General features: G+C 73.8%; 17 protein-coding genes. 9 read left to right on the top strand and 8 right to left on the bottom strand.

From position 1 onward, the window contains the following. Window positions 1–50: 50 nt before the first annotated feature. Window positions 51–803: a class I SAM-dependent methyltransferase gene (locus WN71_RS29825; protein ID WP_046591047.1), complete on the top strand. Its 753-nt coding sequence runs from the start codon at window positions 51–53 to the stop codon at window positions 801–803. A 334-nt stretch (window positions 804–1,137) separates the two neighbouring features. Here the strand turns inward: WN71_RS29825 and WN71_RS29820 are convergent, their stop codons facing one another. Continuing rightward, complete coding sequence (locus WN71_RS29820) at window positions 1,138–2,532, bottom strand: molybdopterin-dependent oxidoreductase (protein ID WP_206300174.1); 1,395 nt, start codon at window positions 2,530–2,532, stop codon at window positions 1,138–1,140. 146 nt (window positions 2,533–2,678) lie between these two features. On the opposite strand from WN71_RS29820, the gene WN71_RS29815 reads away from it, so the two are divergent. Continuing rightward, window positions 2,679–4,022 carry a hypothetical protein gene (locus tag WN71_RS29815; RefSeq protein ID WP_107469810.1) on the top strand — a complete coding sequence of 448 codons (1,344 nt, stop codon included), beginning with the start codon at window positions 2,679–2,681 and terminating at the stop codon, window positions 4,020–4,022. Window positions 4,023–4,267: 245 nt separating this feature from the next. Here WN71_RS29815 and WN71_RS29810 read toward each other — a convergent pair whose 3' ends face one another. Then, window positions 4,268–4,798 carry a winged helix-turn-helix transcriptional regulator gene (locus WN71_RS29810; RefSeq protein WP_046591046.1) on the bottom strand — a complete coding sequence of 177 codons (531 nt, stop codon included), beginning with the start codon at window positions 4,796–4,798 and terminating at the stop codon, window positions 4,268–4,270. Window positions 4,799–4,916: 118 nt separating this feature from the next. On the opposite strand from WN71_RS29810, the gene WN71_RS29805 reads away from it, so the two are divergent. Both WN71_RS29805 and WN71_RS29800 read left to right on the top strand, forming a co-directional pair. Next, window positions 4,917–5,429, top strand: a complete 513-nt coding sequence (locus tag WN71_RS29805; protein WP_046591045.1) for an SRPBCC family protein — start codon at window positions 4,917–4,919, stop codon at window positions 5,427–5,429. Continuing rightward, window positions 5,429–6,478, top strand: coding sequence for an LLM class flavin-dependent oxidoreductase (locus WN71_RS29800; RefSeq protein WP_046591044.1), 1,050 nt, complete (start codon window positions 5,429–5,431; stop codon window positions 6,476–6,478). Before WN71_RS29805 ends, WN71_RS29800 begins: the two co-directional genes overlap by 1 nt. A 97-nt stretch (window positions 6,479–6,575) precedes the next feature. Here WN71_RS29800 and WN71_RS29795 read toward each other — a convergent pair whose 3' ends face one another. Continuing rightward, on the bottom strand, window positions 6,576–7,772 hold the full coding sequence (locus WN71_RS29795) for a M20 family metallopeptidase (RefSeq protein ID WP_046591043.1): 1,197 nt from the start codon (window positions 7,770–7,772) through the stop codon (window positions 6,576–6,578). Window positions 7,773–7,896: 124 nt separating this feature from the next. On the opposite strand from WN71_RS29795, the gene WN71_RS29790 reads away from it, so the two are divergent. The 3 genes from WN71_RS29790 to WN71_RS29780 are packed head-to-tail and all read left to right on the top strand — an operon-like array spanning window position 7,897 to window position 9,892. Continuing rightward, on the top strand, window positions 7,897–8,298 hold the full coding sequence (locus tag WN71_RS29790) for a GntR family transcriptional regulator (protein WP_046591042.1): 402 nt from the start codon (window positions 7,897–7,899) through the stop codon (window positions 8,296–8,298). Further along, complete coding sequence (locus WN71_RS29785; RefSeq protein ID WP_046591041.1) at window positions 8,295–9,194, top strand: ABC transporter ATP-binding protein; 900 nt, start codon at window positions 8,295–8,297, stop codon at window positions 9,192–9,194. Before WN71_RS29790 ends, WN71_RS29785 begins: the two co-directional genes overlap by 4 nt. Continuing rightward, window positions 9,191–9,892: a hypothetical protein gene (locus WN71_RS29780; protein ID WP_046591040.1), complete on the top strand. Its 702-nt coding sequence runs from the start codon at window positions 9,191–9,193 to the stop codon at window positions 9,890–9,892. Before WN71_RS29785 ends, WN71_RS29780 begins: the two co-directional genes overlap by 4 nt. 15 nt (window positions 9,893–9,907) lie before the next feature. Here WN71_RS29780 and WN71_RS29775 read toward each other — a convergent pair whose 3' ends face one another. Then, window positions 9,908–10,684: a polysaccharide lyase family 7 protein gene (locus WN71_RS29775; protein ID WP_046591039.1), complete on the bottom strand. Its 777-nt coding sequence runs from the start codon at window positions 10,682–10,684 to the stop codon at window positions 9,908–9,910. A gap of 227 nt (window positions 10,685–10,911) precedes the next feature. Continuing rightward, a complete protein-coding gene (locus WN71_RS29770) occupies window positions 10,912–12,903 on the bottom strand; it encodes a hypothetical protein (RefSeq protein ID WP_071369894.1) in 1,992 nt (663 codons plus the stop codon). Between the two features lie 360 nt (window positions 12,904–13,263). On the opposite strand from WN71_RS29770, the gene WN71_RS29765 reads away from it, so the two are divergent. Then, a complete protein-coding gene (locus WN71_RS29765; protein ID WP_240529814.1) occupies window positions 13,264–14,094 on the top strand; it encodes a hypothetical protein in 831 nt (276 codons plus the stop codon). 46 nt (window positions 14,095–14,140) lie between these two features. On the opposite strand, the gene WN71_RS29760 is transcribed toward WN71_RS29765, so the two are convergent. Together WN71_RS29760 and WN71_RS29755 are read right to left on the bottom strand one after the other, a co-directional pair. Next, window positions 14,141–14,482: a DUF6415 family natural product biosynthesis protein gene (locus tag WN71_RS29760; protein ID WP_046591037.1), complete on the bottom strand. Its 342-nt coding sequence runs from the start codon at window positions 14,480–14,482 to the stop codon at window positions 14,141–14,143. Window positions 14,483–14,753: 271 nt separating this feature from the next. Further along, entirely contained in the window at window positions 14,754–15,197 is a 444-nt protein-coding gene (locus WN71_RS29755; protein WP_046591036.1) for an OsmC family protein, read from the bottom strand. 407 nt (window positions 15,198–15,604) lie between these two features. Between WN71_RS29755 and WN71_RS29750 the strand changes: the two genes are divergently transcribed. Next, window positions 15,605–17,326 carry an AfsR/SARP family transcriptional regulator gene (locus WN71_RS29750; protein ID WP_079178209.1) on the top strand — a complete coding sequence of 574 codons (1,722 nt, stop codon included), beginning with the start codon at window positions 15,605–15,607 and terminating at the stop codon, window positions 17,324–17,326. Window positions 17,327–17,360: 34 nt separating this feature from the next. Here WN71_RS29750 and WN71_RS29745 read toward each other — a convergent pair whose 3' ends face one another. Next, a complete protein-coding gene (locus WN71_RS29745) occupies window positions 17,361–17,912 on the bottom strand; it encodes a GAF domain-containing protein (protein WP_046591035.1) in 552 nt (183 codons plus the stop codon). Window positions 17,913–17,917: the final 5 nt, after the last annotated feature.

The raw sequence follows: 17,917 nt of genomic DNA, 5'->3' as shown, positions 1-17,917 counted from the left end.
CTCGACGCCCCCGGCGGGACGGCGCTCGCCGCCCCCGCCCGGGTGGCTCGATGAGCGCCCCGCCGGCCGTCGCCTGGGCCGGTGCCGACCCCTACGCGGCCGCCCTGCGCGCCGGGCGCGGGCCGCTGTTCCTGCGCCGCGCCGACGGCTGGCTGCTGCCGCTGGAGGTCGAGCGCTGGTGCGCGCGGGCCGACCGGATCGACCGCACGGTGCTGGACCGGTGCGAGGGCGCCGTGCTCGACATCGGCTGCGGTCCCGGCCGGCTGGTCGCCGAACTGGCCGCCCGCGGCGCCACCGTCCTCGGCGTCGACGTCAGTGCGGCCGCCGTCGACCACACGGTGGGGCTCGGCGGGCAGGCGCTGCGGCGCTCGGTGTTCGAGCCGCTGCCCGGCGAGGGACGCTGGGACACCGCGCTGCTCATGGACGGCAACGTCGGCATCGGCGGCGATCCGGCGGCCCTGCTGCGCCGGGTCGCTCAACTCCTGCGACCCGGCGGGGTGCTGATCGCGGAGACCGCGCCGGCCGACATCGACGAACGGGTCCGGGTCCAGGTCGTCGATCTGTCCGACGGCCCGGCGGGAAACGGCGGTTGCTTCCCGTGGGCCCGGCTCGGCACCCCGGCCCTGCTGCGCTGCGCGCGGGGCTGGCGACGGGCCGGTCAGTGGACGGCGGGCGGCCGCAGCTTCCTCGCCCTGCGCACCCTCAGCCACAGCAACAGCGCGGAACCGCCGAAGAGTACGGCCGTGATCAGCAGCCAGCGGGTGAGGAAGCCGTCCGCCGCGAGACCGGTCGCCGACCGATAACGCCGGTCCACCGTCCCGCCGATCAGCGGGAACCAGACGAGCAGTAGCAGGCCGGAGAGGGCGGCGGGGACACGGACGTACATCGTCCACTCCCGCCGCCCGGCGGCGTCGAGGCCGCGCGCGAGCACCCGGTCCGCCGCCGCGTACAGCGGCAGCAGCACCAGGTCGTGCACGAGGGCCGCGCCGACCAGCCACAGCGCGACGGCCGTCCAGTCGTCGGCGAACAGCCGCGCCCCGGCGTACGCGGCGAGCGCGAACGAACACGCCAGCAGCAGGAGTTCGAACGGGCTGCCGAGGGGCGGCAGGCGGCGGGGGCGGCGGGGGCGGCGGCGCATCACAGGTCTCCGAACGTGATCCGGGCCACCCACTTGGTGTTGAGGACACCGGGGGCGGCGGGCACGATGACGCGCGCCGGGTAGCCGTGGTCGGCGGACAGCGCCTCGCCGTTGACGTACAGGGCGAGCAACGAGCGGGGATCGGCGACCTGGTTGGCGCGCAGGGCCGCGTGCCGGAAGGCGCCGTGCCGCTGGAGCGACTCCACGAAGGCGTCGGGCGAGTCGCCGTCGTAGCCCACGAGCGCCGCGAGGTCGCGCAGCCGCACACCGCGCCACCACTGATCGGCGGTGGACCAGCCCTCGACGCAGGCGATCGGCAACGCCGAGCTGTGCAAGGGGCGTTGGAGCAGGTCGGATCGGCTGAGGCGGACCGTGCGGCCGTCACGTCCGACGACGACGAGCCGCCACGCCTCCTCCTGGGTCTCCGTCGCGTCGATCCCGGCGTAGCTCGCCGTCTTGTTGATCTGGAAGCCGTTCGGTCCGCCGCCGGGGTCGGCCCAGCCGTGCGGCGCGAGCAGGGCCGTACGGCGCAGCGCCCCGCCGATGGACTGCCCGGCGGTCGTGAGGAGCAGCAGCAGCGAGGCGCCGCCGACGAAACCGAGCGCGCCGCGCCGGGAGACGGTCGACGGGGCCGGTCGGGGGGACTCGAGCGCGTCCGGTCGGGAGGACTCGAGTGCGTCCGGTCGAGGGGACTCGAGCGCGTCCGGTTCCTCGCGCCGGCGGCGGACGGCCCGCATCGCGGCCGGGAACTTGAGGGCCGCGTGCGCCAGGAACGCGGCGAAGAACACCCAGGCGCCGTAGAAGTGCAGCGGGTAGAAGGAGCCGGGGAAGACGTAGTCGAGCTGGACGTTCAGCACCCCGGTGGTGAATTCGAACAGGCCGCCGCCGACGAGGAGCAGCAGCGAGAGCCGCTCCAGGGCGTGGGCGAGGGAGCGGGCCGGGGGCAGCGCGAACAGCCTCGGCACGACCGACCACAGCTTGGCCAGCAGCACCGGGATCAGGACGACGCCGAGGGTGACGTGCAGACCCTGGGTGAACCGGTACAGCCAGTACGGGTTCGTCGGCCAGGCGAACAGGTAGAAGCCGAGGAGGCCCTTGTCCGGGGTCTGGTCGTTGACCGGGGACAGATCCGGGTTGTACGCGGCGTACGACACCAGTCCGGTCACGAAGAGCACGGTGATGCCGACGAGCAGCACGAGCCCGAGCACCGACGTGAACCAGGTGCCGCGCACCGGGCTGCGCCAGAAGCCGGGGGAGGTGGGCAGGCGGGGGGCGGGAGCGGCCTCCTTCTCCTCGGGGCCGGGGACGGCCTCCTCGGGGCCAGGGACGGGCCGCGGGTCCCCGTCGGCATGCCGTGGGTCGTCGTCGGCAGGCCGTGGGTCGTCGTCTCGCATGATCCGACCGTAGGCCGGGACCGGCCCCGGAAAGCGTCCGCGACCCATGACGAAACGCTGACGTCCGCCCGCCGGAGCCCTGCCCGGGCCGTTCGCCGATCTAGCGTTCCGGTGTGACCGTCGATCTGCACCGCGCCGCCCCCGACCTGCGCCGCGCCCGCCACGCCGGGCTGCGCGCGGATCTCGCCGCCGCGCTCGCCGCCGCCCTGCTCGTCCTGGTCGCCGTGCTGGTCGGCCGGCACATCCAGGACACCCGGCGGACCCTGTTCGTGCACTGGCCGCCGTTGTTCGCCGACTGGGACCCGCACCTGGGTCCGGGTACGGCGGCGGCCGTTCTGGTGGCGGCCGCGGTCGTCGCCTACGGCCCCTCCGTCGCCGTACGACTGCCGTGGCGCGGGCTGCTCGCTGCGGCGTGGGGCACCGCGCTGGCCTGGACGTGGTCGCTGGCGCTGATCGACGGCTGGCGGCGGGGCGTCGCGGGGCGGCTGACCGCCCACAACGAGTACCTCACCGTCATCGGCCGCTTCCACGACATCCCGGCCACGCTGCGCGACTTCACGCACCACATCGTCAGCGGCTCCCCCGCGCCCTGGCCGGCCCATGTCGCCGGGCATCCCCCGGCGGCCACCGTCACGTTCGTCCTGCTGGACCGGATCGGGCTGGGCGGCGGCGGCTGGGCGGGGGCCTGGTGCATCACGGTCGGCTCGACGGCCTGCGTGGCGGTGCTGGTGGCGCTGCGCGCGCTCACGGACGAGCGGCTCGCCCGGCGGGCGGCGCCGTTCCTGGTGGCGGCCCCGGCGGCGGTGTGGGTGGGCGCGTCGGCGGACGGGTACTTCGCGGCGGTGGCCGCCTGGTCGGTGGCGCTGCTGGCGCTCGCGGTCACCGGCCGGTCCGTGGCGTGGGCCGCGGGCGCCGGGCTGCTGTACGGACTGACCTGCTATCTCTCCTACGGCCTCACCCTGTTCGCGCTGATCGGCGCGGCGGTGCTGCTGCTGGAGCGGCGCCGGGTGCGCGCGCGCCCGCTGGTCCTCGTCCTGCTGCTCGCGGGCGCGGCGGTCGTGCCGGTGGTGTTCACGCTCGCCGGGTTCGACTGGTGGGAGGGGTACCGGCTGCTGGTCACCCGCTACTACCAGGGCGTCGGCGGCACCCGGCCCTACGGCTACTGGGTGTGGGCGGATCTCGCCTGCACCGTGCTGATCACGGGCCTGGCGACGGCGGCCGGGCTGCGGCGGGCGGGCGCGGCCCTGGTGCACCGGCGTTCGGCCCCGGCCGCCGAGATCCGGCTGGCGGTGCTCGTGGGCGCGGCCGCGCTGGCGGTGCTCGTGGCCGACGTGTCCGGCATGAGCAAGGCGGAGACGGAGCGGATCTGGCTGCCGTTCGCGATGTGGCTGCCGGCGGGGTGCGCGCTGCTGCCCCGGCCGCGCGCGTGGCTGGCGGGCCAGGTGACGCTGGCGCTGCTGATCAACTCCCTGCTGTTCACGGGTTGGTGACGGGGTCATCTGCGATTCGGCAGGCACGGGTCTGTCGGTCGGGTGCGGCCCGGTGGGACCCGTTCGCGCAGTTCCCCGCGCCCCTTCAGGGGATCAGCCGTCGCTCGCCTCAGGGGCGCGGGGAACTGCGCGATCGGCCACGACGGACCCGCACGCCTGACTGCCGACCGCACGATCCAGCGCCCCAAGGGGGCGCGGGGAACTGCGCGATCAGCCCCCACTCGGCCGCAGATGGTGACGGAGCGTCAAGACACACTCGCAGAGGCCTCGTCCACCCCGTCGAGCCCGAACCGGCGCCGGATGTCCGGCCGTTGCAACAGCCGCTCCGGGTACCCCGGCCCCGGCCGCGGCGTGACCTCCTCCCACACGAGCGGCGCCTTGCAGTGCGAGCAGACGACCTCGGCCTGCGCGTCGTGCCCGCACGGCTCGTGGCGGGCCGCGACGGGGACGCCCGCCTCCCCGGCCAGCCACCGGTCCCCCCACGCGCTGATCGCGAGGATCACGGGATAGAAATCCCGCCCCGACTCCGTGAGCACGTACTCGTGCCGCAGCGGCTGGGTCTCGTAGACGCGCTTCTCCAGCAGACCGCCCTCGACCAGCCGCCCCAGCCGCTCGGCCAGCGTGTTGCGGGCGATGCCCAGCTGCTGCTGGAACTCGTCGAACCTGCGGATGCCGTAGAAGGCCTCCCGCAGCACCAGCGGGGTCCAGCGGTCCCCGAGCAGGTCCATGCTCCGCGCCACCGAGCACGGCCAGTTCTCGAACGTCGTACGCCTCATGCTCCGATCATACGAGTCTCACATTGAAACTGAGCAGGCCAATGCGGTGTCGAGTCTTGCGCTGGTCAGTCTCGATACGCAACTATGCAGGTCAACGACCGAGGAGAAGGTGACGCGCATGCAATGGACGGGACAGGTCTACGCGGACTGCCCGACGGTCTCCGCGCACACGTACATCGAGGCTCCGCCGGAGCGGGTCTGGGCGCTGGTCAGCGACATCCGGCTGATGCCCCGGCTCAGCTCGGAACTGCGGGAGGTCGAGTGGCTCGACGGCGCGACCGCCGCGGAGTGCGGAACCCGCTTCGTCGGGCGCAACGCGCACCCCGCCTACGGCAGTTGGGAGACGACCAGCACGGTCATGGAGTGCGAGGCGCCGCGCCGCTTCTGCTGGGCGGTGGGCGACCCCGGGCACCCTGCCGGACGCTGGCGGTTCACGCTGACCCCGGAGGGTTCCGGAACGGTCCTCGAACAGTGGGCCCAGATGGGGCCGGGCCCCTCGGGGCTGACGTACGCCATCGAGGCGATGCCCGACAAGGAGCAGAAGATCGTGTTCGTGCGGCTGCGCGAGTTCGAGGCGGGGATGCTGGCCAACCTGGCCGCGATCAAGACGCTCGCGGAGGACGGGGACTGATGCGCACCGCGACCACCATCGAGGCGTCCGGCGGCGGCGCCTGGCGCGAGACCGTGGACTTCGTCGTCGAGGCGGAGAAGCTCGGGCTCGACATCTGCTGGGTGGCCGAGGCGTGGGGCAGCGACGCGCCCTCGCCGCTCGGCTATCTCGCCGCGCGCACCGAGCGGATGCTGCTGGGCTCCGGCGTCATCCAGCTCGCCACCCGCTCACCGGTGACCATCGCGCAGACCGCGATGACCCTCGCCCAGCTGTCCGAGGGCCGCTTCCTGCTCGGGCTCGGCGCGTCGGGACCCCAGGTCATCGAGGGGCTGCACGGAATCCCGTTCGCGCAGCCGCTGCCCCGGATGCGGGAGACCGTGGAGATCGTCCGGGCCGCGTTCACCGGCGAGAGGATCGCCTATCAGGGGCGCCGCTTCACGATCCCGCTGCCCGACGGCGAGGGCCGCCCGATGCGCCTCAGCCTCACGCCGACCCCGGTCCCGGTCTACCTCGCCACGCTCTCCCCCAAGATGCTGGAGCTCACCGGCGAGCTGGCCGACGGCTGGCTCGGCACGAGCTTCGTCCCCGAGGGAGCCGACGCCTACTTCACCCACCTCGACGCGGGGCTCGCCCGCGCCGGCCGCACCCGGGACCGGCTCGACGTGTGCCAGGGCGCCGAGATCAACGTCGTCGACGACGAGGGCGACCTCGCCGCCATCGTCGGCAGCCGCAAGAAGGAACTCGCCTTCTCCCTCGGCGGGATGGGCTCCGGCTCCACCAACTTCTACAACAACGCCTACAGTCGGCAGGGCTGGGCGGACGTCGCCGCGCGGGTCCGCGAGCGCTGGCAGGCGGGCGACCGCGACGGCGCCGCCGAACTGGTCACCGACGACATGGTGCTGGCCACCACGCTCATCGGCACCGAGGACATGGTCCGTGCGCGCCTCGCGGTCTGGCAGCGGGCCGGGGTCGACACCGTGCGCCTGTATCCGGCCGGCGACACGCTCGGGGCCCGCCTCGACAACCTCGGCCGCGGCATCGACCTGGTCCGCGCGGCGACCGCGAAGTAGCGGGACGCACGCACGCACCCCCGCGTCGGCCCGACCGCCGCACCCGCGCCGCTCCCGCCGTCCCCGTCGTCACTCGCCATCCCCCCGTCATCCCCCCTCATCCCCCGTCATCCCCGAGGAGGGTGAGCACGGCCCGCCGGTAGACGCCGTACACCGTGGGGAGTTGCGCGAGGTCGGCGCGCTCGTCGATCCCGTGCAGCCCCTCGTACGGCACTCCGAACCCGGCCGTGGCGGCGATGCCGTGTCCGGCGAGGAGGTTGCCGATGTTGGACGGCCCGGCGGTCTTCGCGGTGACCGGCAGACCGGCCTCCGCGGCGGCACCGAGCAGCGCGGCGCCGGGCTGCTCGCCGTCGGCGAGACGGAACGGGGGCCAGCTCGCGACCGGCGTCACCTCGGTGGGCCGGGGGCCGGGCAGTTCGGTGTCGAGGGCCGCGGCGACGTCACGGACGAGCCGTTCGGCGTCCTCGGCGCCGAAGGCCGGCGTCGTGCGGACGTCGACGTTCACCTCGCACCGGTCGGGTGTGACGGAGAAGCCCTGCCCGCCGTGGACGGCGGTGACCGACAGCTTCGGCGGCAGCGGGAACCCCGACGGGTCGTCCTCGTCCGGCAGGTGCGCCGCGTCGAGCAGCCGTACGAGATGCGCGGCGCGGGAGACCGCGCCGAGCACACCGCGGCGCGACCCGGAGTGTCCGGCCCGCGCGTGCACCGACAGGGTGGCCCGCCACAGGCCGCGGCCGCCCACCACCACGTCCGTCAGCCCCGGGTAGCCGATCAGCACCCCGGCAGGGCGGGCGGCGGCCGGGTCGGCGAGGTAGGCGCGGGCGCCCCCGAAGCCGCCGGTGTGTTCGTCCACGTCCAGCAACACCGCCAGACCGCCGGGCAGTTCGGCGGCGCGTGGCGCGAGGTCGGCGGCGATGTGGCAGAACATCGCCGCGGCGAGCTTGGAGTCGGCGGCGCCGCGCCCGCGCAGCCGGCCGTCGACCACGTCACCGGCGGCCGGCGGGAACGACCAGGCGGACTCGTCGCCGTAGGGCGCGGTGTCCACGCACGCGTCCAGTGCCCACCACCGCCCCGGCCGCCCGCCGGTGATCTCCACCAACAGCCCGACGAGGACGCCGTCTTCCTGCAGGCGGCGGCAGGGCAGTCCCCGGGCGGCGAGCCAGTCCTCCAGGAGCCGGAGCACCGGTTCACAGTCGTCGATCCCGCCGCGGCTGGGCCGTCGCACCAACTCCGCCGCCAGCGCGACGACGGACGCCACCCACGCGCGGTCCGGCAACCGGAACTTCTCGCTCACGCCTCAGTCTGACATCCGGGTGCGCCGGGCCGCGCGCACGGCAGGGCCGTGGGCGCGGCAACCTCCTTGCCTCGCACGCTGGTTCATTAGTACGGTAGGGAACCAGTTGAGCAAGGGAGGCATGATGTCATTCCTCGAAGACGGGGGACCGATCTTCGCCCAGATCGCCGACGAGCTGGCGAATCAGATCGCCGACGGGACCGTCGGCGAGGGCGAGCGGGTCGCGTCGAGCAACGAACTGGCGTCCTTCTACCGGGTCAACCCGGCCACCGCGGCGCGCAGTCTCACCGTGCTCGCGGACGAGGGGCTGGTGGAGAAGCGCCGCGGCGTCGGCATGTTCGTCGCGCAAGGGGCCCGCGAGCGGCTGGTGCTGGCGAGGCGGCGCCGCTTCGCCGAGCGCTATGTGAGGCCGTTGACGGTCGAGGCGGCCCGGCTCGGGATCGGCCGGGACGAACTGCTCGACCTGGTCCGGGAGGAGCTGGACTCGGCCGAGGTGACGGCGGGCCCGGCGGGAGGCGCGGCATGACCGCCGCGGTGTCGGTCACCGGACTCTCCCGCGGCTACCGCGGCCATCAGGCCCTCACCGACCTCACGTTCGAGCTCGGCACGCCGTGCGTCGCCGGGCTGCTGGGCCGCAACGGCGCCGGGAAGACCACCCTGTTACGGATTCTCGCCGGACAGGAGTTCCACGACTCCGGACGCGTGCGGGTCTTCGGCGCCGAACCGCTGGAGAACGACGCCGTGCTGCGCCGCATGATCCTGGTCCGCGAGGACCAGACCTACCCCGATCTGAAGGTCCGGCACGTACCCGAGGCCGCGGCGCTGCTGTACCCGAACTGGGACGCCGAGCTGGCCCGCACGCTGCTCGACGCGTACGAACTGCCGCCCGGTCGACCGATCAAGAAGCTGTCGCGGGGCATGAGGACCGCGCTGGGCATCGTCGTGGGACTGGCCTGCCGCGCCGAAGTCACCCTGTTCGACGAGCCGTACGCCGGCCTGGATCCGGTGGCCCGCGCCCTGTTCTACGACCAGTTGCTGGCCGACTACACCGCCCATCCGCGGTGCATCGTGCTGTCGACCCACCTCATCGACGAGGCCGCCGAACTCCTCGACCGCGTCCTGGTCCTGGACCGCGGCCGGCTGGTCCTCGACGCGCCGGCCGACGACCTGCGCGGGGCGGCCACGGTGGTCACCGGACCGGCGGACGGTGTCGAGAGGTTCGCCGCCGGACGCACCACGCTGAGCAGGCGCACGCTGGGCGCGCGGACCACGGCCGTGATGATCGGCCGGCTCGACGCGCGCGACCGCGAGATCGCGGACCATCTGCGGCTGCGCCTGGAAGCGGTCACGCTCCAGCAGCTCGCGGTCTACGCGGCCGACCACCACGACCAGTTCGGACTCACCACCGCGAGGGCATCATGACGCGCGCCACCCCGATCGTCCCCGTCGTGCGCTATCTGCTCCTGGATCGCGTGACCTATGTGCTGCTGCCCTGGACCTGGGCGGTGTTCACCTTCCTCATCGATGTCGTGATCCTGGAGCTCACCCCCGCCGGTGACACCGCGCACCGCTGGGTCGGCGGCCTCGGCGCGGTGTTCGCGGTCATGTTCGCCGTGGGTGTGCAGTCCGCGGCCCGTGCCCTGCCCCTCGCCCTGTCGCTCGGGATCAGCCGGCGCGGCTACTACCTGGGTGCCACGGCGCTGGCCGGCGGGCTGGCGGTGTGCTTCGGCCTCGTGGTCGCCGTGGGCCAGAGCGTCGAGCGCGCGACCGGCGGCTGGGGCATCGACATGGCGTACTTCCGCGTCCCCTATTTTCTCGACGGGCCCTGGTACCAGTCGTGGCTCACGGCGGCGGTCGCCTTCGCTCTGCTCTTCGTCCACGGCATGTGGTTCGGCCTGATCCACCGCCGGGCCGGGCTGCTGGGCACCACCGTCTTCGGCGCGGCCCAGCTGTGCGTGCTGGCCCTGGCGGCGGTCGTCGCGACCTGGGCGCACGACTGGCACCGCATCGGCCGTTTCCTCGCCACGCTCACCGCGGCCGGCCTCACCGCCGCCCTCGCGACCGCTCTGGTCGTCCTGGTCACGGGCAGCTATGCCACCATCCGGCGGCTGACGGTGTGAGGCCGGCCCGATGGGTCAGCCGTGCTTGACCGTCAGGCCGTAGAACGCCACGCGGGCGCCCTTGGTGGTGCTGTCGGACGAGGACTGGTTGTAGGAACCGGCCTTGAAGTACTGCTTGTAGGGGTCGAACGAGGACGGGATCGCGTAGTGGGTGGTGGTGCCGTTGACCGTCAGGTCGATGGTGTCACCGCCCGAGACGGCGATGGTGTACGTCCAGGTCTTGCCGACGGCCACATGGCCGACCGTGTGGGTGGTCTGGCCGCCGGAGGGCGAGTTCTCGGTGCCGAGCACGATGTCGCCGTCGGAGTGGTAGTACAGCTCCATCAGCGGCTTGGTGGAGGAACCGCCGGAGCCCAGGTGGATCTGGCCCACGCACACGTTCGACGTCACGGAGACGACGCGCAGGGTCGCGCTCATCCGGTGGGAGCCGCCGAGCGACCAGTCGGCGGCGCTGCCGTCGCGGTTCATCTCGCGCAGTTCGGAGCGGGCGTAGTTGGAGTTGGGAGTGGTGACGCCCTTCTCGGGCGCCCAGAAGGTCATGGCCCCGTCGCGGGTGTCGGTGTAGAAGTACGCGTCCTGGTAGCCGTTCGCGCCCTGGAGCCGGGACGAGGGGATGGTCGTCGGTGAGCCGGGGGAGCCTACGGGCTCCTGAAGCTGCCATGTCGACAGGTCGAAGTTGCCTCCGGGGGCCTTGGTCGGGTCGGCGGCTCCCGCGCTGCCCGAGGCGAGGACGGTGAGCGCGAGGGAGAGACCGACGGCGGCCGAAGCCGCGAGAGGCCTGGAACGGGACATGTGGGGGGTCCTTCCGGCGTGGGGATGCGTTCGGTGTTCAAGTGCGGTGCCCGGCAGGCGAGTTCATACACGTGAACACCGAACGCATACGCGTCCATTCGTTGACCCGTGAAGGTAGAGGTCTGGACCAAGCGCGTCAAGGGACGGAAGCGGTCCACATCAAGTGGCGTGCGTGTGGGCGTGTTTGAGGCCCGTCGTCCTGTTCCTGGATGTGAATACCCGCGCCGTCAGGAGGGCGTTCCGACCGCGTTCAGGCGTTCACCCGTGACGAGTCGTGCGGTAACGTGGACGCGGGGGGCGCGCGGCGCGGGCACGGCAAGGGTCCGGGCGTCCGTGGTGGCGGCCACGGTGCCGGTGACCGACAGGCGGGTCACGGCGCGGCTGCCCGCGGCCAGCACGTACCAACGGCCGTGCGGCGAGCGCCAGCCGGTCCCGGCCACGACGTGCTGGCCGAAGCGGCTGCACGCCGCGGTCGCCCGTGCGCGCGCCACCGTGCGGGCCGGGGCTCCGCTCGCGGAACCGCCCACGCGGTAGGACACGGTGACGTCGCCCGGCCCGCGCCAGGTGTCGGCGCGGGCGCAGGTCCACACGGCGTGGCCGCCGCCGTCCGGCAGGCTCTGCGCCGCGAAGTCCCAGGCGTTGACGGCCCGTACGCCTCCTCCCCGCAACTCCCCCAGTGCGCACGCCTGGTGGGCCCAGGCGAGCAGGGCGGCCGGCCCGGTGGCCTCGCGCGGCTGGCGGGCCGGGGCACCCGGACCGGGCAACGGGGTGTAGGTCAGGTGGACCGGCGAGAGGTCGCCGAGCCCTGCCAGCAGGAACGCGTGGTGCTCCGCGATGCGTTCGGAGGACCGCAGCTGAAGGACCGGGCGGCTGTCGCAGCTCCCCGTCGCGGGCGCCACGGGGAGCGGGTCGGTCAGGCCGTCCTGCGACACGTGCAGGGCACGGCCGAGGGTGTCGGGGTGCAGCAGGTCCCGGGTCTGCGCCTCGGCGACCCAGGGCGCCAGCAGGTAACGCGCGCCGCCGGAACCGGAGTTCAGGGTCACCGCCGCCGCGGTCGTGACGTCCGCGTCGTCGGCGCGGGCGACGCTCAGCTCGGCCTCCCGCGCCGCGGTGCGGCGCTCGCTGTAGCGGGCGAGGCGCTGACCGTCGTAGAACAGGACGATCGCGCGCCCGTCGACGTCCCCGGCGTACAGCAGTTGGGGCGCGGCGGCCGGAGGGGTCGCGGCGGTGGCGGGGGTCAGGGTGAGGCGGGTGCCGTGGGTGCGCGGGTGCTGCCAGGCGGACAGGGCGCGGCCGAGCAGGACCTCGTCGCGCACGCGCGGGCCGCGCGGCGGCCATGCGGTGAAGTCGACGCGGGAGGTGTCGTCCCACACTCCGGGCGCCGTGCGCTGGAGGTCCGCGGGGCGCGGGACGTCGTGCGCGGCGGGACTCGCCGCTTCGGGACGGGCGGTCGTACCGCTCGTGCTCGTCGCGATCAGCGCCATGGCCGTCACCGCGCCGATGGCCGCGGCGCCCAGGGCCAGGCGGAACCGGCGCGAGCGGCGCAACAGGTCGGTGGGGCCCGCCTGGAGCGCACAGGCGTCGAACTCCGGTGACGCCAGCAGCGCGGCGGGCGCGCTGCGCCCGAACTCCTCCAGGACGCTCGCGGTGCGCAGGGCGGCGGCCGGGTCGGCGACGCCCGCCGCGGCGAGCAGTTCGTGGACGGTGTCGTCGGACAGACCGTGCACGGTGGTCAGCAGGAACGCGGCGCGGGCGGCGGCGGGCGCCGCGGACAGCCGTTGCGCCAGGGCCAGTTCGTCGGCTCCCCCTGAGCGCGGGAACAGCCGCAGCCCTACGACGACGGGGAGCCGGGGCAGCAGCGTGCCGGGCGGCGTCAGCCGGGCGGGCCACAGGCGCGGCCGGCGTCCGTGCGCCAGCGCCGCGCGCACCACTTCCGCGAGGAGCGACCACTCGGCGCTGTCCCGGCCGCCGGACGCGCGGCGCGGGGGCGGCACGGCGGGGGCGGTGCGCGGGGCGCCGGCGCGGCGCAGGGCCCGTTGGACCACGGAGTGCGCCACGAGCACCCGCCGGTGTCGGCCGAGGGACGCGGGCAGGACGAGATGGGCCAGGCGGACCAGGTCGCCGTACTGCTCGACGAGGACGGATTCGGCCTCCCGAACCCGCTGCCTGACGCCTGCGCGGCCGGGCGGCCGGAACGAGCGAAGCTGCCGAAGGTGCATGGTACGGAACGCTTTCCGGGAGAGGCGTGTCCTGCCGGTGTGCCGCTGCGTCAAACGAGTGACGAGGGACGGGGTCACGGTCTGCCGCCTCGATCGTCGTCATGGCCCGGTACGCACGGCGAGCGCGCCGGGGTGCGACGGGTGTCCCGGGATCGGGCCGGGCTGCGGTCCCGCGTAGGGTGCGGGGGTCAACAACTGACGTTTGTCTACGGGGAGTTGGTTCGGTCGATGGGGGCGGCGTGGCGAGATGCGGGACGGGGTCGGTCGCGGCGGGGCCGGAGCCGGGCGGCGGGCGGGTCGCGGCGCGGCCGAGGCCTGATGCCGGGAGGGTCGCGGCGGGCCCGGGGCTGGGCGGCGGGCGTGTCGGGGGCGATCGCCGTGCTCCTGTTCTCCGCGTGCGGGACGCAGGTGGCCGGGGCGGGCGGGGACTCCGCGTCGACGGCCGGGCCGCTCCCGTGGACCACCGAGGAGCCGGCCTACGTCACGGCCGCCCGGTTGGCCGCCGACGGCCGGACCCTGACCCTGGACGTCCAGGTGCCGAAGGGCCCGCACCCCTGCGTTCGCGACCTCAAGGCCGTCTACACCGCGGACGTCTCCACCACGGTGCACGTGCAGGTCACCCTGGTCTCCCCGGACGGGGACCGGCGTTCGGGCTGCACGGGCACGGCCACCGAGTCGACGCGGACGGTGCTGCCGCAGGCCCTGGGGGGCCGGGAACTGGTGGTCGACAACTACACGGTGTTCACGCCCGACGGGGCCAAGCCGCCGGCGCTGCGGCTCTGCGGTGATCTGGGCTGCCACCCGGCGCCCACCGGCTGCACCTCCGACTCGTACGTGCAGGCGCTCAAGACCGTGGACGCGCCGAACCACTCGTACCAGGACGCGGTGGACTGCCGGGGGAAGTGGATGGTGATGCAGTTCTCCTGGCCGACCGGGGCCGCGTCCTGCGGAGGCGACGACAAGGGCTGCGGGTCACGGCTGGGCGACCGGTACTTCTTCCGCGCCGAGAAGTCCGGGTGGCGGCCGATCGCCGAGGGAGCGGCCGGCGGGTGCGCGGTCGTACAGGCACGGGAGCCGGACTTCCCCGCCTCGATGTGCGAGAACCTCGCGCCGCTGCCGGCCTCGCTGCATCCGCACTACTCGCCGGCCCCGTCCGCCGGGACCGGCTCGGCATCGCCCACCTCCCGGTGAAACGCCCCTGAACGTCAGGGTGTCGGACCGGTCGGCCGGTCGGCGGTCAACCGGTCAGGGTCTCGAAGTGATCGCACAGGGCCTTCACGACACGGCCCAGCTTCTGCACCGTCGTCAGCCGCGCCTGCACGGTGTGCCCGTCCCGGACGCGCAGCTTCCGGCGGGCCTCCTCGACGCAGGCGAGGGCGACCCGGCCGGGGACGTCACCCTCGGGCCGCTGGGCGGCCAGCGCCTCCACCTCCGGGACGAGTACGACGACATGGCCGCGCAGGGTCGCGGCGAGGGTGTCCAGCGCCTCGGCGTCGGGCGCGGGCAGGGCGGGCATGTCGACCAGCGCGCGGGTGACGCTGTCGCGCATCGTTTCGATGTCCGGCGTTTCCGTTCGCATGCCCCTGCCCCTCGCCGGCCGGGGTCTCGTCGTGGGGACCCCGGCCGTGTCCGTACCCTCCTGGCTCCGGTGCGCAGACCATCGGCGTGATCCGCGCGCCGCCACCGGGTACTTCCGGCAACCGCCGGGGCCCGGATGCACGGTACGGCGAAATTCTTCAACACAGCCTTCGGCGACCGCGGTTCGGCCCTCATATGCCCCACTGCGCCGGAACCGACGGGCGTAGGGCCGCGGAGGGCGCGCGCCGCGTGCAAGGCCGCCGCGCGCCGGCTCAGCCCTCCTCGACCGTCGTACCGACCGGCGTCCCGATCTCCACCGTCCGGCTGACCGTGCAGAGCCGGTCGTGCGAGGTCTTCACGGCCCGGGGCAGGATCGCGCGGGCGCGCTCCGCCCCCTCGCCCTCCGGGAAGGCGACGGAGAAGGTGACCGAGAGGTCGGTCATACGGTTGCCGAGATCGTCGCTGATCTTGTGGCCGGCGATGGTCACGGTGAAGCGGGAGGGCTCCGCGTGGCGGCTCGTGGCGATGTCCACGTCCACGGCCGTGCAGCCGCCGATCGCGGCGAGCAGCAGTTCCACGGGGGTGAAGGCGGCGGGGTCTGCGTCGGCGTCGGTGCCGGTACCGAAGGCGAGCGTGCCGCCTCGGGCGTTGGTCGCGACGTAGCGTCCGGCGGCGGTCCGCTCGACGGTGACGGAGCGAAGGGAGTTGTCGGTCATACCCACGACCCTAGGCGGCGACCGGCGTGTTTTCGCCGTGCCCCGGCCGCGCCCTGGAGACCCGGGAGGTCTTCTCCGGCCGTATCGGGGACGGATGACTCGTTGCCAGTGGAAATGGCATGGACATCCTTCGGCGGATCAACGTCCCCCTTCCCCAGGAATGCGCCCTTCCGATATATACAAACGGGAAAGAGCCGCCCATCCGGGCAATCCGTCCGCGACCACCGAAACGCCACCGCGGGCTTCGCGAGTCCGCACTCGCACCGCCGCAAAGCCGCGCCGGGAACACCACCGCCCGCACGACCGTCGCGGGCACGGCGAGAACGCCTCTCAACAGCGCCTAAACAGCAGGAACTTGCTGGTCGGCCCCTCATGCGCCGATTAAATGCTTGTGGCAATGTCGAAACATGAGTCGGTTGGTCACTGCATTCGGGGAATTATCGGTGCGGATCGACGGAAGCGTCCCGGCCGATCTAGGGGGGCCGAAACCGCGTCTCTTATTGGCCGTACTCGTGAGCCAGGCCAACAACGTCTTACCCGTCGACGGACTGATCGACGCCCTGTGGGGCGGCAGGCCGCCCCGGACCGCCCGCAAGAACCTCCAGGGCTACGTCTCCCGGCTGCGCCGCGTGCTCGGCGACCGACTGCACCACTCTCCGGGCGGATACCTCCTCCGCCTCGAGGCGTCGGAATGCGATCTGCTGCGGTTCGAGGAACTGAGCGGCATCGGACGGCGGCGCCATCGTGACGGGGATCCCGAAGGGGCCTGCGACGCGCTCGCCGAGGCCCTGGAGGTCTGGCGGGGCAGGCCGCTCATCGAGTTCGGGGACGTGCCCTACCTGACCTCGGCCGTCGACCGGTTGCAGGAGATGTTCCTGACGGCCCTGGAGGAGTGGGCCGAACTGGAGAGCGACCGCGAGCGTCACACGCTCGTCGTCGAGCGCCTCCAGGAGCATGTCGTGGGCCACCCGCTGCGCGAACGGCTGGCCGCCGCATGGATCCGGGCCCTCGCGGCGACGGGCCGGCAGAGCGAGGCGGCGGCCCACTTCGACACCGTCCGGCAGGCCCTGGTCCGCGAACTGGGCGTGACGCCCGGCCCCGCCCTGACCGCCCTGCACCGCCGCCTCCTGGAGCAGCCCGCGGACCAACGGCAGCCCGGCCCCGGCAACCAACTCCCCCGCCATCTGCCCGACTTCGTCGGCCGGGCCGACGACGTGCAGCGCGCCCTCGCCTACCTCCGCGCGCGCCGCGACGGCGGCGTGATGGTGGTGTCCGGGCCGGTCGGCGTCGGCAAGTCGGCGTTCGCGGTCCATGTGGCCCACCTGCTCGCGGACTCCTTCCCCGACGGCCTGATCATGGCCGAACTCGGCAACCGCCCGCTGGGTTCGGTACTGCGCGCCCTGCTGGACTGTGTCGGCCTGCCCGGCACCCAGAACGTCGCCCAGGCACTGGCGCGTTGGCGCTCATGGGTGGCGGGCCGGCGCATCCTGCTGGTCCTCGACGACGCGGTGGGCCAGCAGACCGTCCTGGCGCTGCTGCCCGGCTCCGGCGCCAGCTGCACCCTCGTCACCAGCCGCTACCGGCTCAGCGGCCTGGAGGCCGTGGCCCGGGTCGAACTCGCGCCCTTCGAGGAGGCCGAGGCGACCGAACTGCTGGGCAGCATCATCGGGTTCGGCCGGGTGATGACCGACCGGACGGCCGCCCGGCGCATCGTCCACCGCTGCGAGGGCCTGCCGCTGGCCGTGCGGATCGCCGCCGCGAAGCTGGAGTCGCTGCGCCATGTCCGCCTGGCCGACTACGCCGACCGGCTGTGGGAGGCGCCCTCACTGCTGGACGAGATGGCGGTCGGCGAACTGGTGCTGCGCGAACGCTACGAGGCCTTCTGGCGGGACCTGCCGCAGCAGCAGCGGGTCGCCTACCGGCGACTGGCCTCGCTCACCCCGCCGTTCCGCTACGACCAGGTCATCGCCGAGGTGGAGGAGTTGCACGAGTGCAACCTCCTGATGCCGCCCGCCGGCGAGGTCAGCGCCCACATGGCCGCCTACGGCATGTCCGGGTTCGCCCACGAGTTCGGCCGCCGGATCACCGGCGGGACCGCGGTAGGCCTCCCGCCGGTGCCGGGTTCCTGACATCCGTCCCGCGCGGGACGCGCGCCGCTCGCGTTCAGTGGGACCGGCTGCGCAGGAAGGCGCGGAAGGCGTCCGTCATCTGCTCGTCCGTGGCGCTCCAGGCGGGCGTGTCGGCGTGCGGCACGGAGCCGCGGGCGACCCGCAGGGCGATGGCCGCCTGGCCGGCGAAGAGGGACAGCAGGTCCAGATCGCTGAGTCCGGCGCGCGGCCGGGGCGCCGGATCCAGCACCTCCAGCACGCCGAGCACCCGCTGTTCCGTCAGCAGCGGCGCCGCCATCAGCGCGTCGGGGACATAGCCGGTGGACTCGGCGAGGTCGCGGGCGAAGGTCCGGGTCTTGGCCAGGTCGTCGGCGATCATCGCCTGGCCCGAGGAGGCGACCCAGCCCGCGATGCCGCGGTGGGCCGGGAACCGGGTGCCGACGAGGATGTCCTCGCCCTCCCCGGACACGGCCTGGAAGACGAGTTCGCCCGCCTCCTCGTCGAGCAGGAAGACGGAGCTCGCGGCGGCCGCGAAGATGGCCCGGGCCACGTCGACCACGGACTGGAGCAATGCGCGGGTGTCGTCGGGGGGAAGGATGGGGAGCACCGTTG

It is taken from the genome of Streptomyces mangrovisoli (assembly GCF_000974985.2).
GTDB classification, from domain to species: domain Bacteria; phylum Actinomycetota; class Actinomycetes; order Streptomycetales; family Streptomycetaceae; genus Streptomyces; species Streptomyces mangrovisoli.
This window is presented reverse-complemented; position numbering and strand designations above follow the sequence as displayed.

Excerpts from the sequence above, each read along its gene's own strand:
- WN71_RS29825 (WP_046591047.1), top strand. The coding sequence starts at position 51 with ATGAGCGCCCCGCCGGCCGTCGCCTGGGCCGGTGCCGACCCCTACGCG.
- WN71_RS29820 (WP_206300174.1), bottom strand. The coding sequence starts at position 2,532 with ATGCGAGACGACGACCCACGGCCTGCCGACGACGACCCACGGCATGCC.
- WN71_RS29810 (WP_046591046.1), bottom strand. The coding sequence starts at position 4,798 with ATGAGGCGTACGACGTTCGAGAACTGGCCGTGCTCGGTGGCGCGGAGC.
- WN71_RS29805 (WP_046591045.1), top strand. The coding sequence starts at position 4,917 with ATGCAATGGACGGGACAGGTCTACGCGGACTGCCCGACGGTCTCCGCG.
- WN71_RS29800 (WP_046591044.1), top strand. The coding sequence starts at position 5,429 with ATGCGCACCGCGACCACCATCGAGGCGTCCGGCGGCGGCGCCTGGCGC.
- WN71_RS29790 (WP_046591042.1), top strand. The coding sequence starts at position 7,897 with ATGTCATTCCTCGAAGACGGGGGACCGATCTTCGCCCAGATCGCCGAC.
- WN71_RS29785 (WP_046591041.1), top strand. The coding sequence starts at position 8,295 with ATGACCGCCGCGGTGTCGGTCACCGGACTCTCCCGCGGCTACCGCGGC.
- WN71_RS29780 (WP_046591040.1), top strand. The coding sequence starts at position 9,191 with ATGACGCGCGCCACCCCGATCGTCCCCGTCGTGCGCTATCTGCTCCTG.
- WN71_RS29775 (WP_046591039.1), bottom strand. The coding sequence starts at position 10,684 with ATGTCCCGTTCCAGGCCTCTCGCGGCTTCGGCCGCCGTCGGTCTCTCC.
- WN71_RS29770 (WP_071369894.1), bottom strand. The coding sequence starts at position 12,903 with ATGCACCTTCGGCAGCTTCGCTCGTTCCGGCCGCCCGGCCGCGCAGGC.
- WN71_RS29760 (WP_046591037.1), bottom strand. The coding sequence starts at position 14,482 with ATGCGAACGGAAACGCCGGACATCGAAACGATGCGCGACAGCGTCACC.
- WN71_RS29755 (WP_046591036.1), bottom strand. The coding sequence starts at position 15,197 with ATGACCGACAACTCCCTTCGCTCCGTCACCGTCGAGCGGACCGCCGCC.
- WN71_RS29750 (WP_079178209.1), top strand. The coding sequence starts at position 15,605 with ATGAGTCGGTTGGTCACTGCATTCGGGGAATTATCGGTGCGGATCGAC.